Genomic DNA, 16,480 nt, shown 5'->3' with positions numbered 1-16,480 from the left:
GGCGGCCACCCGCTGAGACGGTCGCTCAGCAGGCGAGAAAACCCGGAGTAAATCCGAAGTCCGCTCATACCCCCGCTCCCCGGCGACGAATACCCCGCAAGAGAGCACGACGCCCGACCGGGAGCAGCCCAGGGGGTTCTCATGACGGTTCAGCAGTCAGCGGTGAGGGAGACCGGCCCCGCACTCGACACGGGCGAGACACTCGCCCTGTTGCTCGCGGATGTCGCCCACGTGGACGAGGTGCCGCTCGACAGCCACTTCTTCCACGACCTGGGCGCGGACTCCCTGATCATGGCGCACTTCTGCGCCCGGGTCAGGAAGCGGCCGGACCTGCCGTCGGTGTCGATGCGCGACATCTACCGGCATCCGACCATCCGCGACCTGACCGCCGCCTTCGCGGACACGCCCCCGCCCGCTCCTGCCCCCGTGGCGATCGCCCGCCCGCACAGCCCCGGGCAACGGGCGCCCGAGCCCACCGGCCGCCCCCACCACCTGCTCTGCGGAGCCCTGCAACTCCTGGGCTACCTCGGCTACGCCCTTCTCCTCGCCTTCGTCGGCGCCCGGGGCTACGACTGGATCTCCGGCGGAGCCGGCCTGCTCGACGCCTACCTGCGGTCCGCGGCCTTCGGCGCCGTGCTGCTCGTGGCCCTCTGCGCCCTGCCGGTGGCCGCGAAGTGGCTGCTGATCGGCCGGTGGACGCCACGGCGGTTCCGCGTCTGGAGCCTCGCCTACGTCCGCTTCTGGCTGGTCAAGGCGCTGATCCGGTCGAGTCCCCTCGTACTGTTCGCCGGTTCGCCCCTGTACCCGCTCTACCTCAGGGCGCTGGGTGCGCGCATCGGACGAGGGGTGACGTTCCTGTCGCGCGGCGTGCCCGTCTGCACCGACCTGCTGACGATCGGCGAGGGCACCGTCGTCCGCAAGGACTCGCTCATCAGCTGCTACCACGCCCACGACGGGGTGGTCGAGACCGGGCCGGTCACCCTGGGCCGCAACGCGGTCGTCAGTGAGGCGACGGTACTGGACATCGGCTGCCGTCTCGGCGACGGCTCCCAGCTCGGCCACGCCTCCTCGCTGCACACCGGGCAGACGGTCCCGGACGGCGAGCACTGGCACGGGTCACCGGCCCAGCCCGCCGACGCCGACTTCCAGCCCGTGGCGCCCGCCCGCTGCGGCACCCTGCGGCGGGCGGTCAACGGAGCCCTGCTGCTGCTCACCGCGGTCCTGGCCTACGTACCGCTGACGGTGGGCCTGCTGGACGCGCTGCTCTCCCCGGTCCTGGAAGGTTCCACGGTGCTGAGCCGGGGACGGGCGACGCCGGCCGGCTGGGTGCTCTACGCCGACGTACTGGTGATCACGGCCGTGACCTTCTTCGGCGGCCTGCTCGCCGCCCTCGCCCTCGCGGGAACCGTCCCGCGCCTGCTGGGCCGGTGCGTGGTCCCGGGCCGGACGTACCCGCTGTACGGCCTCCACCACGCCCTGCACCGGGCGACCCTCCTGATCAGCAACCGGGCTTCCCTGACCCGGCTGTTCGGCGACAGCACCTGCATCGTGCACTACCTGCGGTGGATCGGGTACGACCTCTCCCGGGTGGAGCAGACCGGCTCGAACTTCGGCACCCGAGTCAAGCACGAGAGCCCTCTGGTGAGCGTGATCGGCACCGGCACCATGGTCGCGGACGGCCTCTCGATGATGAACGCCGAGTACTCCAGCACCTCTTTCCGCCTGTCGCGCACCTCCCTGGGAGCGCACAACTTCCTGGGCAACCGGATCGCCTGCCCACCGGGCGGCCGGACCGGCGACAACTGCCTCCTGGCGACCAAGGTGATGATCCCGGTCGACGGCCCCGTCCGGCACGACGTCGGACTGCTGGGCTCCCCCTCCTTCGAGATCCCGCGGTCGGTGCTGCGGGACAGCACCTTCGACGAACTCAAGGAAGGGGACGGGCTGCGCCGCCGCCTCGCGGCCAAGAACCGGCACAACGCGGTGACGATGGCCTGCCACCTGTTCACGGGATGGCTGCTCTTCTTCGGCGTCACCGTGCTCTACGCGTGCGCCGCGAGCCTGTACCCGCAGTGGGGCACGATGGTGCTCGCCCTGGCCAACGCCGTCCTGCTGCCGTTCACCCTCCTGTACTTCGTCGCCGTGGAGCGGGCCGTCACCGCCCTGCGCCCCCCGGGACCGCTGTTCTGCTCGATCTACGACCGTCGTTTCTGGCACCGCGAGCGGTACTGGAAGGTCCCCTCGGAGACGTACATCCAGGCCCTCAACGGCACCCCGTTCAAGCCCGTCCTGTGGCGGCTGCTCGGCGTCCGCGTCGGGGCCCGGGTGTTCGACGACGGCTGCAGCCTGACCGAGCGGCCGATGGTCGCCATCGGAGACGGCTGCACCCTCAACACGGGCAGCGCCGTGCAGTGCCACTCGCAGGAGGACGGCACGTTCAAGTCGGACCGCAGCGCGATCGGCGCCGGCTGCACCCTCGGCGTCGGCGCGTTCGTGCACTACGGCGTGACGGTCGGCGACGGGGCGGTCCTGGCCGCGGACGTCTTCCTGATGAAGGGCGAAACCGTGCCCGCACACACCCGCTGGGCGGGCAATCCGGCCCGCCCCGCACCCGACGACACCGACACCCGCGACGGAGGTGGGCTGTGATGGCGACGGCAGTGACCGGCGAACACACCCCGGTGGACGAGAACCCGGAGACCGAGGGAGGAGGCCGTACGACCGTCCCGCGCTGGACCCGCACGCCCGTGCCCGGCACCGCGGAGCACGCCGTCGTCCTCCCCGACGGACTGAGCGCGGACCTGCGACAGCGGGCGGGCGAACTGGACGTGCCGCTCACCGCCGTCCTCCTGGCGGCCCACGCGAAAGTGCTCGCCGCACTCTCCGGCGACCCCGCCGTCCGCGGCGGCCGGCCGGCGCCGAACGGAGCCGGGCCGCTCCCCTGGGAGCTGACGGTCGCCCCCGGCTCCTGGCGCCACCTGGTGACCGCGGCCACGAGGGCGGAGACGGAGGCGCCGCCGCCCACGCGGGCCGCGGCGCACCCGGCTCCCGAGGTCGTCTTCGACCCGGGCGGGCGAGCGCCCGTCACCCTGGCGGACGGCACCGTCCTCACCGTCACGGCTCAGGAGCGCGGCGGCCGGCGCGTCCTGCGCCTGCGGTACCGGACCGACGTTCTGGACGCCGCCTGCGCCGCCCGGATCGGCGGCTACCACCTGGCCGCACTCGAACGGATCGCCGCCGACCCGGACGCCCCGCACGACCGGCACAGTCTGCTGTCCTCCGAGGAGATCCGCTTCCAGCTCGACGGACTCGCCGGCCCGCGCCGCGCGCTGCCGGACCGCCGCGTCCACGAACTGTTCGAGGAGCGGGTGCGCCGCCACCCCGACGCCGTCGCGGCCGTCCGCCGCGACCGGCGGTGGACCTACCGGGAGCTGGACGTACGGGCCAACCGGCTGGCCCGCGCCCTGCTGGTGCGGGGCCTGCGCCCCGAGGACACGGTCGCCGTGGTGACCGGACGCGACCTGAACTGGACGGCCGCCGTGCTCGCCGTACTCAAGGCGGGCGGCGCCTACCTGCCCGTCGACCCGCACTACCCGCCCGGACGCATGACCGCCATGCTCACCCGTGCCGACTGCGCCCTCGTGCTCACCGAACCGGGCAGCTCCGCCCACCTGGACCGGGCCCTCGCCTCCCTGCCCGGCACCCGCAAGCTGCTCGTCCCCGAGCTCACCGAACGGCCCGCCGACGGCACCCGACTCGGCCTGGACATACCGGCGGACCGGCTCGCCTACGTGTTCTTCACGTCCGGCTCCACCGGGGAGCCCAAGGGCGCGATGTGCGAGCACGCCGGACTGCTCAACCACCTCCACGCCAAGATCGAAGACCTGGGCATCGGCGAGGGCACGGTGGTGGCGCAGACGGCGTCGCAGTGCTTCGACATCTCCCTGTGGCAACTGCTGGCCGGACTCCTGACCGGCGGACGGACCCTCCTGGTCGAGCAGGACGCGATCCTCGACGCCGACCGGTTCCTCGACACGATCACCGAGGGCCGCGTCAACGTCCTGCAACTCGTGCCCTCCTACCTCGACGTCCTCCTGACCGCGCTCGAACGCACCCCGCGCGACCTGCCCGACCTGCGGTGCGTGTCGGTCACCGGGGAGGCCCTCAGGACCGAACTCGTCCAACGCTGGTTCAGCGGCGGGCCCGGCGTCCGGCTGGTCAACGCCTACGGACTGACCGAGACGTCCGACGACACCAACCACGAGGTGATGGACACCATGCCCGCCGGCGACCGGATACCGCTCGGCCGCCCGGTACGGAACGCACGCGTCCACGTCGTCGACGACAACCTCGTCCCCGTCCCGCTCGGCGCCCCCGGCCACATCGTCTTCTCCGGCGTCTGCGTCGGCCGCGGCTACGTCAACGACCCCGAGCGCACCCGGCTCGCCTACCGCGACGACCCGCACTGTCCCGGCCAACGGCTCTACCGGGGCGGCGACTTCGGCCGCTGGCTGCCGGACGGAAAACTGGAGTTCCTCGGCCGCGAGGACGCGCAGGTCAAGATCCGCGGGTTCCGCATCGAGATCGGCGAGGTCGAGAACGCGCTGCTGCGGGTCGACGGCGTCCGCGACGGCGCGGTCGTGGTGACCGGCCCGGAGGGCCGCGGCCGGCAACTGACCGCGTTCTGCACGGGCGGCCCGGCCCTGACCGCCGGCCGGCTGCGGGAGGGGGTCGGCGAGCTGCTGCCCGAGTACATGGTCCCGGCCTCCTTCCACCGACTGGAGAGCCTGCCGCACACGGCCAACGGCAAGACCGACAAGAAGGCGCTGGCCGCGCTCGCCGAGTCGCTCGCCGCGCGCGACGACGCCCAGGACGGACACCGGCCCCCGCGGACGCCGACCGAACAGCGGCTCGCCGCGGCATGGGCGACGGTCCTGGGCGTACCGCGCGAACGGATCGGCCGGGACGACGACTTCTTCGCCCTGGGCGGCACCTCCCTGTCGGCCGTACGGCTCGCGGTCCGCCTGGACCGGGTCGTGTCCCTGCGTGACCTCACCGGCCACCCGACCCTCGCCGACCTGGCCCGCCTGCTCGACACCCGAACGGGCACGGGCGCCACCGCGTTCCGGGCCGGGCCCTGAAGAAGCACCCTCCGAGGAGTACCCATGCTGTCCGCACTGTTCCGCAAGCACCCGGCACCCGCCACACCGGCTCCGCCCTTCGGGACCACCGCACCACCGGACGCGGGCCCAGCCGTCGTCGACGCGCCCGGCACCCCCGACCCGGCCGCCTGGGCGGACGAGCACCGCGAGACGCTGCTCGACCTCGTCGCCGAGCACGGCGCACTCACGGTCCGCGGCCTCGCGCTGCGTGCCCCGGCCGACGTCGCGGCGGTCCTCGACCACCTGGCCGACCGTCCCGCGACCGAACGGGAGGCGTTCGCCGCCCGCGACGTCCACGGGGAGGGCGTCTACTCGTCGTCGGTGTGGCCGCCGAACCAGCCCATGTGCATGCACCACGAGCTGAGTTACGCGACCGAGTGCCCCGGCCTGCTGCTGTTCGCCTGCCTCCGGCCGCCCACCCGGGGCGGCGCCACCGCCCTGGCCGACTCGGCCGCCGTACTGCGGTCGCTGCCCGCCGAACCGACGAGCCGCTTCGAGCGGGAGGGCTGGCTGCTCACCCGCACTTACCACGACGAGATCGGCGCCACACTGACCCAGTCGTTCGGCACCGAGGACCGGGGCGCCGTAGAGGCGTACTGCCGCGCCCACGCCATCGACTGGTCCTGGCAGCCGGACGGCTCACTGCGCACCCGGCAGCACCGCCCCGCCGTGGTCCGCCACCCGGTCTCCGGCCGGCGCTGCTGGTTCAACCAGATCGCCTTCCTCAACGAGTGGACCATGGCCCCGGAGGTACGGGAGTTCCTGGTCGAGGAGTACGGCCCCGACGGCCTGCCCTTCAACACCCGCTACGGCAACGGCGATCCGGTGCCCGAGGACGTCGTGGAGCAGATCAACGGGGCCTACGCGGCACACACCGTGCGCCGGCCCTGGTCCGCCGGAGACCTGATGGTCGTCGACAACATCCGCACCGCACACAGCCGGGAGGCCTACGAGGGGCCGCGCGAGGTGCTGGTGGCGATGGGCAACCCCGTGCACCCGCACTCCGCACACCCCGAACACTCCGCCCCGCGAACCGGGAGGACAGCGGCATGACCCCCGTACACCCCACCACAGCCACACCCGCGGCCGGTGCCGCGACCGTGCCGCCCTTCGCCGTCATCCCCGGCGCCCAGGTCAAGAAGGTCCTCGAAGGCCGCGAGAAGACCGTGACGGAGGTGGTCGAGGAGACCTACCGCCTGCACGGCGCGGGCCGCTCGGTCAACCCGCCGTCCTCCTTCCTTCGCTTCCACGACCGGCCGACGGCACGGATCATCGCGCTGCCCGCCTCCCTGGGCGGCGAGAACCACGTGGACGGCCTGAAGTGGATCTCCAGCTTCCCCGCCAACGTCGCGTCGGACATCCCCAGGGCGTCGGCCGTGCTGGTTCTCAACGACCACGACACGGGCTACCCCTTCGCCTGCATGGAGAGCTCGATCATCAGCGCCGCCAGGACCGCCGCGTCCGCCGCGGCGGCCGCCGACCGGCTCAGCAGGGGGCGACCGCGCCCCACCCGGCTGGGCTTCGTCGGGGCGGGCCTGATCGCCCGTTACATCCACACCTATCTCGAAGGCACCGGCTGGTCGTTCGACGCCATCGGCGTGCACGACGTGTCCGCCGACAGCGCGGCCGGCTTCCGGACGTACCTGGAGCAGTCCGGGGCCGTCGGCCGCGTCACCGTGCACCACGGCGCCGAGGAACTGATCCGCAACAGCGACCTGATCGTCTTCGCCACGGTCGCCGACCGGCCGCACATCGACGACCCGGCATGGTTCCACCACAACCCGGTGGTCCTGCACGTGTCCCTGCGCGACCTCGCGCCCGAGGTGCTGCTGTCCGCCACCAACGTCGTCGACGACATCGACCACTGCCTGCGCGCCGACACCTCACCGCACCTCACCGAACGCCTCACCGGCGGCCGGGACTTCCTGCTCGGCACACTCGACGACGTGACGGCCCGCCGGGTGACGGTGCCGGCCGACCGGCCGGTGGTCTTCTCCCCGTTCGGTCTGGGCGTGCTCGACCTGGCCGTCGGCAAGTTCGTCTACGACGAGGTGGCCGGCTCGGGCGAACTGCACGTCATCGACGACTTCTTCCACGAACTGCGGCGCCACGGCTGAGGACGGCCCGCCGTCCACCATCCGGTCCCACGCGAGGAGACCATCGTGCCAGTCATATCCGTCCCCCAGGCCTTCAACGAGGAGGACCTGTACGTCGACCTCGCGCCGATGTCCGGGCACCGGCTCTTCCTCAAGTGCGAGGGCTTCAACTTCGCCGGTTCGATCAAACTGAAGGCCGCGACCGAGATGGTGGAGTCCGCCGAGCGGAGCGGGACCCTGAAACGGGACTCGGTCCTGGTGGAGTCCTCCTCCGGCAACCTCGGGGTCGCCCTGAGCATGATCGCGGCGAGCAAGGGCTACCGGTTCGTCTGCGTGACCGACTCCCGCTGCAACCTCACCACGCGGCTGATGATGGAGGCCCTGGGCAGCCAGGTCCACGTCGTGTCCGACGAGGGCGCCGCCGGTGGCCTGCTCGGTGCCCGGCTGGCGTACGTGCGCGCGCTGTGCGCGTCGGACGACCGCCACGTCTGGCTGAGTCAGTACACCAACCCCGACAACTGGAAGGCCCATTACTTCCGGACGGCTCCGGCCATCGCCCGCTGGTTCCCGCAGCTGGACGTGCTGTTCGTCGGTGTCGGCACCACGGGCACGCTGATGGGCTGCGCCCGCTGGTTCCGCACCTGGCACCGCCCGGTGCGGATCGTCGCGGTGGACAGCGTCGGCTCCGCCATCTTCGGCGACCCGCCGGGCCGCCGGATGATCCCGGGCCTGGGCATGAGCGTCCGGCCGCCGCTCCTCGACGAGGCGTACGTGGACGAGGCGGTGCGCGTGGAGGAGGCCGACACCGTCCGCACCTGCCGCAGCCTGGCGAGGCGCGGGTTCCTCTTCGGCGGGTCCACCGGCACGGTGGTCAGCGGCGCGATGAGCTGGCTGTCCCGGCACGGCGGGCGGGGGCTCACTCCCGTGGCCATCGCCCCGGACCTCGGCGAGCGCTATCTCGACACCGTCTACCAGACCAACTGGGTGCAGGGCGTCTACGGCGACGACGCGCTCGCGCCGCAGGCACCGCCCGGCCGCGGCGTGTCGGCGCCGTAGCGTGCGTCGGCCCCGTCCCCGTCCCCGTCCCCGCCGTCACGCGGGGACGGGGATGACGCTGAGGGGGTCGGTCGTGGGCTGCTCGGAACCGCCGGCGGGCTCGACGGTGATGCCGACGGCGGTCGCCCCTTCGAGCGGCCCGTCGAGGACGTGCGCCTGACGGCCGCCCGCCCCGGACAGCAGTCCGGCCGGCCGGAACTCTCCCGACTCGGCGTACCACAGCTCGTACACCTGGTCGTCGGTGAGCGGCTGCAGGCCGGACGCGATGAATGCGGCCTGGCCCTGGGCGCGCGAGGCGACCACGCTCGCCGTCGCACCGTGCGGCAGTTCCGCGGTGCTGATCGTGGCGTCCGGAGCGGCCAGCACGTCGGCGAGCGCCCTGGCGCCGGTGTGCAGATCGGCGGCCTCCTCCCGGGCGCTGTCGGCCTCCGTGTGCTGCCACCAGGCGACACCGCCGAGCGCCGCCGCGGCCGCCACGGAAGCGGCCAGCGCGAACCCGAGAATCCGCTGCCGCCGCCGGGGACGTGCCCCGGCCGGGGCACCCTGGGAGCGCTCCTGACGGACGGTGGAGATCTGGCCCAGCACCCGCCGGCGCAGCTCCGGGGACGGCTGACGGGCCTCGCCTGCGCCCAGCATGCTCGCCGTCCTCGTCAGTTCGTCGGCCTCGCGCCGGCACTCCGCGCAGCTCGCCAGGTGGTTCTCGAAGGCGGCCTCCTCGTCGGGCGGGAGAGCGTGCAGCGCGTAGGCACCGACATCGAGATGCGCGTCGTCGCCGGTTCTCATGATCCCGTCTCCAGACACTCGCGCAGGCGCCGCAGCCCCTGACGCATCCGCGACTTGATGGTGCCCGCCGGAGCGGCCAGCGAATCGGCCACTTCCGCGTACGTCAGTCCCTCGTAGTAGGCCAGCACCAGGGGCAGCCGCAACTGTTCGGACAGCTCGGCCAGGCAGCGGAAGACCACACGGTGCTCCTCGCGCTCCTCGACCTCCTCGGCGACCGTGTCGAAGGGCCGGTCCTGGTCCCGTGCCCCGGTGCGCAGCTCGCGCGCCCGGCCCGCGGTGACGGACCGCACCCGGTCCACGGCCCGGCGGTGCGCCAGGGTGAGCACCCAGTTCCGCGCGGCGCCGCGCTCCGGGCGGAAGCGGTCGGCGGTGCGCCACACCTCCACCATCACGTCCTGGGTCACCTCCTCCGCCTGCGCCTCGTCCCGCAGCACCCGGCAGGCCAGCCCCATCACCGGTGAGGCCAGGGCGTCGTAGACCCCGGCGAACGCCTGCTCGTCGCCGCCGGCGGCACGGGTGAGCAACTCGTCCACCCGGGCATCGCCGGAGGACCGCCCCGGGCGGGTTCGCGCGCCGCTGCGCGTGTCCGCTTCGCCATGCTCCATCGTCGCTCCTCAGCTCTGCTCGACACTGGTCCCTCCGCGCGTGGAGCGCACGCGGTCAGGAGCCGTCCGCGTGAGACCGGTGGGCGAGTGTGGGGGACAGGCCTTACTGACTGTTCGTAGCCGAGGCCCCGGAGGGTGCGCGCCGTTCGCGTCTTCCTTCGACCAATCCGGCGGCCCGGGCGCTCCGGATTCCCCGTACCAAGCGGCTGCCCGGCCTCCCGGCCGGGCGCCGCCCCAGCCGTCCACCTCCGGGTGGGCCGTGAGAAGGAAGTGATCGCGTGAGGAACCGACGCCTCGCACGGATAGCCGCGCTCACCGCACTGCCCGCAGCCGTGGCCTTCTCGGCCGCGGCACCCGCACTGGCCGCCGACGGCCAGGCGTACCAGATCGACCTGAAGCAGCTGAACGACTCGGGCGCGAGCGGCACCGCGATGGTCAGCCTGGAAGGCACGAAGCTCACGGTGAAGATCCAGGCCGAGGGCCTGACCCCCGGAGCACCGCACGCCCAGCACATCCACGGCTCGACCAAGGGCATGGACTTCCACTGTCCCGACGCCGGCGCCGACAAGGACGGCGACGGCATCGTCTCCACCGTGGAAGGGCTGCCCGCCTACGGCGACATCAACATCTCGCTGACGACCAGCGGGGACACCTCCAAGGACAGCGGCCTCGCGGTCGACCGGATGCCCACCGCCGACAAGGACGGCAAGCTGTCCTACGAGCGCACCCTCACCGTCTCTCAGGACGTCGCCGACCACTTCAAGAACCTGCACATCGTGCAGCACGGCATCGACGTCAACGACAACGGCACCTACGACATGGACGCCGGCAAGAGCGAGCTCGACCCGAAGCTCCCGCTGGAGGCGACCGCGCCGGCCAGCTGCGGCATGGTGCACGGAGCCTCCATCGGTGAGATGCCCGAGGGCGGGGTCGAGACCGGCACCGCGGCCACCGGGGGCGACGACGCCGGACAGATGATGGCTCTCGGCGGAGCCGGCCTGATGGCGGCCGCGGTGGGAGCGGTGGTCGTGCGCCGGCGTGCCGGTGAGCGCTGACCGGGCCGCCCCGTGAACCGCGGACCGACCTGGCGGCGCCTGCCGCTCGTCGTGGTCGCGGCGTTCGCGGTGCTCTCCGTCGCCCTCCTGGCCGCGGGCCTGTGGCGCGGCGCGGAGCCCCGTACGGCACCTCCGGCCCCGTCGGTGACCGCACCGGCCGGGCCGGAGGCCGGCGCCTCGACCGCCTCCCCGTCACCGGAGCACCGGCACGAGGCCGGTCACGGCCGGCCGGCCACCGCCCTGTCCAGATCCGCGCCGACCAGGGTGACCGTCCCGGCCATCGGCGTCTCCTCCGCACTGGAGGACCTCGGCCTCGACGACGACGGCGCGATGCAGACGCCGCGCGATCCCGACCTGGCCGGCTGGTACACGCCGGGACCGGCACCGGGCGAGCGCGGCCCCGCCGTCATCGCCGGGCACGTCACCTGGGACGGCGACCGCTCGGTCTTCTACCGCCTGGGCGAACTCGTCCCCGGCGACACCGTCACCGTCGACCGGGAGGACGGCCGCACGGCCACCTTCACCGTGGACCGGGTCGAGCAGTACCCGAAGGACGCCTTCCCCACCGTCGAGGTCTACCGGAACCTGGACCACGCCGGCCTGCGGCTGATCACCTGCGCGGGCGACTACTCCGCCGCCGAACGCCGGTATGCCGACAACATCGTCGTCTACGCGACGCTCACCCGGGCGGAGTAGGCCCAGGGTCTCGCCCTTCCGCTCATCCGCGCCGCCGACGGCTTCGAATGGCTTGTGCAAGGACGCGTTCGACACCGTCTGTGAAGGAGGTGATCCGGATGGCGTCATCCCTCGGCATCCGCCGGGCCGTCGTCGGCTTCGCGGCGACCGGGCTGCTCGCCGGTGGCGCCACGCTGGGCATGGCGGGTACGGCGAACGCCGCCCCCGCGCCCACGTCGGCGACCACCGTGGCCACCGGTGACCACCACGACCGCTGCGAGTGGAAGAAGGGCCACTGGGAGAAGAAGTGGGTGAAGGGCCACTGGGAGAAGAAGTGGTACCAGCACAAGACCTGGGACCACGGCAAGTGGGGCCATGAATGGTCCTACAAGTGGGCCTACGCGCACGGGCACTGGGACCACGTCTGGGAGAAGGGACACTGGGACTGCCGCCACTAGCGCGCCCTCCGTCATGAACCGCCGGGGGCCGGGCAGCGATGTCCGGCCCCCGGCGCTCCCGTGCGCGCGGCGCGGTGACCGCGCGCACTCACTCGATGCACCGGCCACTTTGTCCCGTGGCGGGAAAAAGATTCGAGATCTTGTGCGGAATGGGTTACAGGTTCGGACCAAGCCCGCTAACTTCCTTGAAATGAACCGGTCATGAGCGTCTCCCGACCGGCGTTCGACGGCGCGACGGCGCGCGCCCGTACTCCCTCACGGCAGGCCACGCACGCCTGCCGCCACCCCACACTTCCCGGGAGAACCCTGTGCGCACGAGACCGCTCGGACACAGACGTGTCCGCTCCCTGCTGCCGGCCCTGGTGTGTGCCATCGGCCTGGTGCTGCCCATGAGCCCGGCCGCCGCCGCCCCGGCGGCCCCGGGCGGCGACGGGACCGGTGCCGCCGGCGTCGCCGTGGCCGCCGAGGAGTTCCAACAGGTCACCCTCGCCAAGGGCGTGGCCGAGACCGGCGAACCCATGACCCTGGCGGTCCTGCCGGACCGTTCGGTGCTGCACACCTCGCGCGACGGCACGCTCCGGCTGACCGACTCGGCGGGGAACACCGCTGTGGCCGGCAGGCTCGACGTCTACAGCCACGACGAGGAGGGCCTGCAAGGCGTCGCCGTGGACCCGGGCTTCGCCACCAACCGCTTCGTCTACCTCTACTACGCGCCCAAGCTCGACACACCGGCCGGAGACGCACCCGCGGACGGCCCGGCGTCCGACTTCGCCCCCTTCGACGGCGTCAACCGGCTCTCCCGCTTCGTGCTGCGCACCGACGGCACCCTGGACGCGAGCAGCGAGAAGAAGATCCTCGACGTGCCCGCCTCCCGCGGCCTGTGCTGCCACGTCGGCGGCGACATCGACTTCGACGCGGCGGGCAACCTCTACCTGTCGACGGGCGACGACACCAACCCCTTCGCCTCGGACGGCTACACCCCCATCGACGAACGCGCCTCGCGCAATCCCGCCTACGACGCCCAGCGTTCGTCCGGCAACACCAACGACCTGCGCGGCAAGATCCTGCGCATCAAGGTGAACGCCGACGGCTCGTACTCCGTCCCGTCCGGCAACCTCTTCCCGCCCGGCACCGCCAGGACCCGGCCCGAGATCTACGCCATGGGCTTCCGCAACCCGTTCCGGATGAGCGTCGACAAGGCCACGGGCACCGTCTACGTGGGCGACTACGGCCCGGACGCGGGCACCGCCAACGCCTCCCGGGGCCCCGCCGGACAGGTCGAGTTCAACCGCGTCACCGAGGCCGGCAACTTCGGCTGGCCATACTGCACCGGCGACAACGACGCCTACGTCGACCACGACTTCGCCACCGGCGGCTCGGGCGCCGCCTTCGACTGCGCCGCCCCGAAGAACACCTCGCCGCGCAACACCGGCCTCACCGACCTGCCGCCCGCCCAGCCCGCCTGGATCCCCTACGACGGCGGCTCCGTGCCGGAGTTCGGGGGCGGCTCCGAGTCACCCATGGGTGGACCCGTCTACCGCTACGACCCGGACTCCACCTCCGACGTGAAGTTCCCCGAGGAGTACGACGGCGACTTCTTCGCCGGTGAGTTCGGCCGCCGCTGGATCAAGCGCATCGAGGCCGGCGGCGACGGAACCGTGCAGTCCATCAACGCCTTCCCCTGGAGCGGGACCCAGGTGATGGACATGGCCTTCGGCCCGGACGGTGCCCTCTACGTCCTCGACTACGGCACCGGCTACTTCAACGGCGACGCCAACTCCGCCCTCTACCGCATCGAGCACATCACCGGCGGCCACGCCCCGGTCGCCCAGGCCGGGGCCGACACCACCTCCGGCACCGCACCGCTGACGGTTGCCTTCTCCTCCGCCGGCAGCTCCGACGCGGACGGCGACGCCCTCACCCACACCTGGGACTTCGGCGACGGCGCCACCTCCACCGCGGCGAACCCCACCCACACCTACACCGCCAACGGCCAGTACACGGCCACGCTGAAGGTCACCGACACCACGGGCAAGTCCGCCACGGCCTCCGTCCACATCACCGTCGGCAACACCGCGCCCAGCGTGCGCATCGACCTGCCCACCGACGGACGCGTCTACGACTTCGGCGCCGCCATCCCCTTCAAGGTGACGGTGACCGATCCCGAGGACGGCACCGTCGACTGCGCCAAGGTGAAGGTCACTTTCATCATCGGCCACGACAGCCACGGCCACCCGCAGACCTCCGCCACCGGCTGCACCGGCACCCTGCAAACCCTGGCGGACGGCGAACACGACCCGAACGCCAACATCTTCGGCGTCATCGACGCCGAGTACACCGACAACGGCGCGAACGGCCAGCCCGCCCTCACCACCCACGACCAGCACATCACCCAGCCCAGCCACCGCCAGGCCGAGCACTACGGCGACTCCTCGGGCGTCCAGGTCGTCAACCACACGCCCGCGCACGGCGGCAGGACCGTCGGCCACATCGAGAACGGCGACTGGATCTCCTTCCAGCCGTACGCCCTCGACAACGCCACCGCCTTCACCGCCCGGGTCTCCTCGGCCGGCACCGGCGGGACCATCGAGGTGCGCGCCGGCTCCCCGACCGGCACCCTGCTCGGCACCGCGACGGTACCGGTGACCGGGGGCTGGGAGACCTTCCAGGACGTGACGGCCGTCCTGAGCAACCAGCCGGCCGGCTCCACGACGCTCCACCTCGTCTTCAAGGGCGGCCCCGGCTCCCTCTTCGACGTGGACGAGTTCTCCTTCACCACCGGTGAAAACGGTGCGCGGACCGGCCCGGTGCGGGGGGTGAACGGCAAGTGCCTGGACGTGGACAACGCGGGTACGGCGGACGGTACGGAGGTGCAGGTCTGGTCGTGCAACCAGTCGTCCGCGCAGGAGTGGACGGTCGGCGGTGACGGGACACTGAAGGCGCTGGGGAAGTGCCTGGACGTGTCCGGCGGCGGCAGCGCGGACGGTACGCGGATCCAGTTGTGGACGTGCAACGGGACGGGTGCGCAGAAGTGGGCGGCGCAGTCGGACGGTACGGTGCGCAATCCGCAGTCGGGCAAGTGCCTGGATGCGTCGGGCGGTACGTGGAACGACGGGACGCCGGTCCACCTGTGGACCTGCCACACCGGACCCAACCAGAAGTGGACCCTGCCGTAGCGAGGAGGCGACCTCCATGCGCAACCATCTGAAAGCAGCCCTGGCACTGCTCGCCGGCGCCGTACTGTGCGCGGCGCCCCAGGCCACCGCCCTGCCCGGCGTCACCCCCGACGCCGCCACCGCCCGCACCGCCGTCCAGGCCGCGGCCGACCCCCCGTACGAAGTGCTCGTCTTCTCCCGGACCGCCGGTTTCCGCCACTCCTCGATCGACGACGGCATCGCGGCCCTGCGGGATCTCGGCACGGCGAACAACTTCACCGTGGACGCCACCGAGGACCCGGGGGCCTTCACCACCGCGAACCTCGCCCAGTACGAGGCGGTCGTCTTCCTGTCGACGACGGGCGACGTGCTGGGCGACGCCCAGCAGACGGCGTTCGAGAGTTACGTCAACGCCGGCGGCGGATACGTCGGCATACACGCCGCCGCCGACACAGAGTACGACTGGCCCTTCTACGAAGGGCTGGCGGGCGCCCTCTTCCACTCCCACCCCGCCATTCAATCCGCCACCGTAGAGGTCGAGGACCGGGCGCACGACGCCACCGCGCACCTCGGCGGCACCTGGCAGCGGACCGACGAGTGGTACAACTACCGCACCAACCCGCGCACCACCGCCCACGTCCTGGCCTCGCTCGACGAGTCCAGCTACACGGGCGGCAACATGAACGGCGACCACCCGATCGCCTGGTGCAAGGACTACGAGGGCGGCCGGGCCTTCTACACCGGCGGCGGCCACACCGACGAGTCCTACGCCGACGCCGCCTTCCGCCGGCACCTCCTCGGCGGCATCCGCTGGGCGGCCGGCATGACCAACGCCGACTGCCGCCCCGAGAGCGGCTACACCTCCCTCTTCGACGGCTCCGGCACAGCCGGCTGGCAGCAGGCCGGACCCGGCGGGTTCACCCTCGCCGACGGCACCCTCACCTCGCACGGCGGACTGGGCATGCTCTGGTACGCCGCCGAGGAGTTCACGGGGGACTACTCCCTGAAGCTGGACTGGAAGGCGGCCGGGGACGACAACTCCGGCGTCTTCGTGGGCTTCCCGGCCTCCTCCGACCCCTGGTCGGCGGTGGACAACGGCTACGAGATCCAGATCGACGCCACGGACGCGGCCGACCGCACCACGGGCGCCGTCTACGGCTTCCAGTCGGCGGACGTCGCCGCACGCGATGCCGCGCTGAACCCGCCGGGGGAGTGGAACACGTACGAGATCCGGGTCACCGGGGAGCGGCTGGAGGTCTTCCTCAACGGCGTGCGGATCAACGACTTCACCAACACCGATCCGGCGCGGAGTCTGCGGCAGGGACACATCGGCCTCCAGAACCACGGCGACGGCGACGAGGTGGCCTTCCGCGACATCCGCGTCAAGCACGCCGGTACGCCGGGGCCCGATCCCCGGACCGGCCCCGTGACGGGC

12 protein-coding genes are annotated in these 16,480 nt (G+C 72.3%); 10 read left to right on the top strand and 2 right to left on the bottom strand.

Features of this window, described 5'->3' with window-relative positions; translation table 11 throughout:
* The first annotated feature begins 141 nt into the window (after nt 1–141).
* The 5 genes from KUM03_RS38520 to sbnA are packed head-to-tail and all read left to right on the top strand — an operon-like array spanning nt 142 to nt 8,314.
* The gene (locus KUM03_RS38520; protein WP_254399722.1) at nt 142–2,649 is read left to right on the top strand and encodes a Pls/PosA family non-ribosomal peptide synthetase; all 2,508 of its coding nucleotides are present in this window, start codon (nt 142–144) and stop codon (nt 2,647–2,649) included.
* Nucleotides 2,649–5,141: an amino acid adenylation domain-containing protein gene (locus KUM03_RS23125; protein WP_254399721.1), complete on the top strand. Its 2,493-nt coding sequence runs from the start codon at nt 2,649–2,651 to the stop codon at nt 5,139–5,141. Before KUM03_RS38520 ends, KUM03_RS23125 begins: the two co-directional genes overlap by 1 nt.
* Before the next feature lie 24 nt (nt 5,142–5,165).
* Nucleotides 5,166–6,215 (top strand): TauD/TfdA family dioxygenase, encoded by a 1,050-nt coding sequence (locus tag KUM03_RS23120; protein ID WP_217251196.1) that lies wholly within the window; start codon nt 5,166–5,168, stop codon nt 6,213–6,215.
* Nucleotides 6,212–7,279 carry a 2,3-diaminopropionate biosynthesis protein SbnB gene (gene sbnB, locus KUM03_RS23115; RefSeq protein ID WP_217251195.1) on the top strand — a complete coding sequence of 356 codons (1,068 nt, stop codon included), beginning with the start codon at nt 6,212–6,214 and terminating at the stop codon, nt 7,277–7,279. Before KUM03_RS23120 ends, sbnB begins: the two co-directional genes overlap by 4 nt.
* Before the next feature lie 45 nt (nt 7,280–7,324).
* A complete protein-coding gene (gene sbnA / locus KUM03_RS23110) occupies nt 7,325–8,314 on the top strand; it encodes a 2,3-diaminopropionate biosynthesis protein SbnA (protein WP_217251194.1) in 990 nt (329 codons plus the stop codon).
* A gap of 36 nt (nt 8,315–8,350) precedes the next feature.
* Here the strand turns inward: sbnA and KUM03_RS23105 are convergent, their stop codons facing one another.
* Both KUM03_RS23105 and sigK read right to left on the bottom strand, forming a co-directional pair.
* Nucleotides 8,351–9,097 carry an anti-sigma factor domain-containing protein gene (locus KUM03_RS23105; protein ID WP_217251193.1) on the bottom strand — a complete coding sequence of 249 codons (747 nt, stop codon included), beginning with the start codon at nt 9,095–9,097 and terminating at the stop codon, nt 8,351–8,353.
* Nucleotides 9,094–9,702 (bottom strand): ECF RNA polymerase sigma factor SigK, encoded by a 609-nt coding sequence (sigK, locus tag KUM03_RS23100; protein ID WP_217251192.1) that lies wholly within the window; start codon nt 9,700–9,702, stop codon nt 9,094–9,096. Before sigK ends, KUM03_RS23105 begins: the two co-directional genes overlap by 4 nt.
* A 278-nt stretch (nt 9,703–9,980) precedes the next feature.
* On the opposite strand from sigK, the gene KUM03_RS23095 reads away from it, so the two are divergent.
* From KUM03_RS23095 to KUM03_RS23075, 5 genes are all read left to right on the top strand, one after another.
* Entirely contained in the window at nt 9,981–10,757 is a 777-nt protein-coding gene (locus KUM03_RS23095; protein ID WP_217251191.1) for a hypothetical protein, read from the top strand.
* A gap of 12 nt (nt 10,758–10,769) precedes the next feature.
* Nucleotides 10,770–11,453 (top strand): class F sortase, encoded by a 684-nt coding sequence (locus KUM03_RS23090; RefSeq protein ID WP_308406391.1) that lies wholly within the window; start codon nt 10,770–10,772, stop codon nt 11,451–11,453.
* 98 nt (nt 11,454–11,551) lie between these two features.
* Nucleotides 11,552–11,890 carry a hypothetical protein gene (locus KUM03_RS23085; protein WP_217251190.1) on the top strand — a complete coding sequence of 113 codons (339 nt, stop codon included), beginning with the start codon at nt 11,552–11,554 and terminating at the stop codon, nt 11,888–11,890.
* A gap of 308 nt (nt 11,891–12,198) precedes the next feature.
* Complete coding sequence (locus tag KUM03_RS23080) at nt 12,199–15,066, top strand: PQQ-dependent sugar dehydrogenase (protein ID WP_217251189.1); 2,868 nt, start codon at nt 12,199–12,201, stop codon at nt 15,064–15,066.
* Between the two features lie 16 nt (nt 15,067–15,082).
* The coding region (locus tag KUM03_RS23075) for a ThuA domain-containing protein (protein ID WP_217251188.1) at nt 15,083–16,480 on the top strand (1,398 nt) is incomplete at its 3' end.

Origin of the sequence: Streptomyces sp. AC602_WCS936, from assembly GCF_019049125.1 — a bacterium.
Classification (GTDB): Bacteria; Actinomycetota; Actinomycetes; order Streptomycetales; family Streptomycetaceae; genus Streptomyces.
Note: the sequence above shows the minus strand (reverse complement) of the source record. Positions and strands in the feature narration are given on the sequence as shown.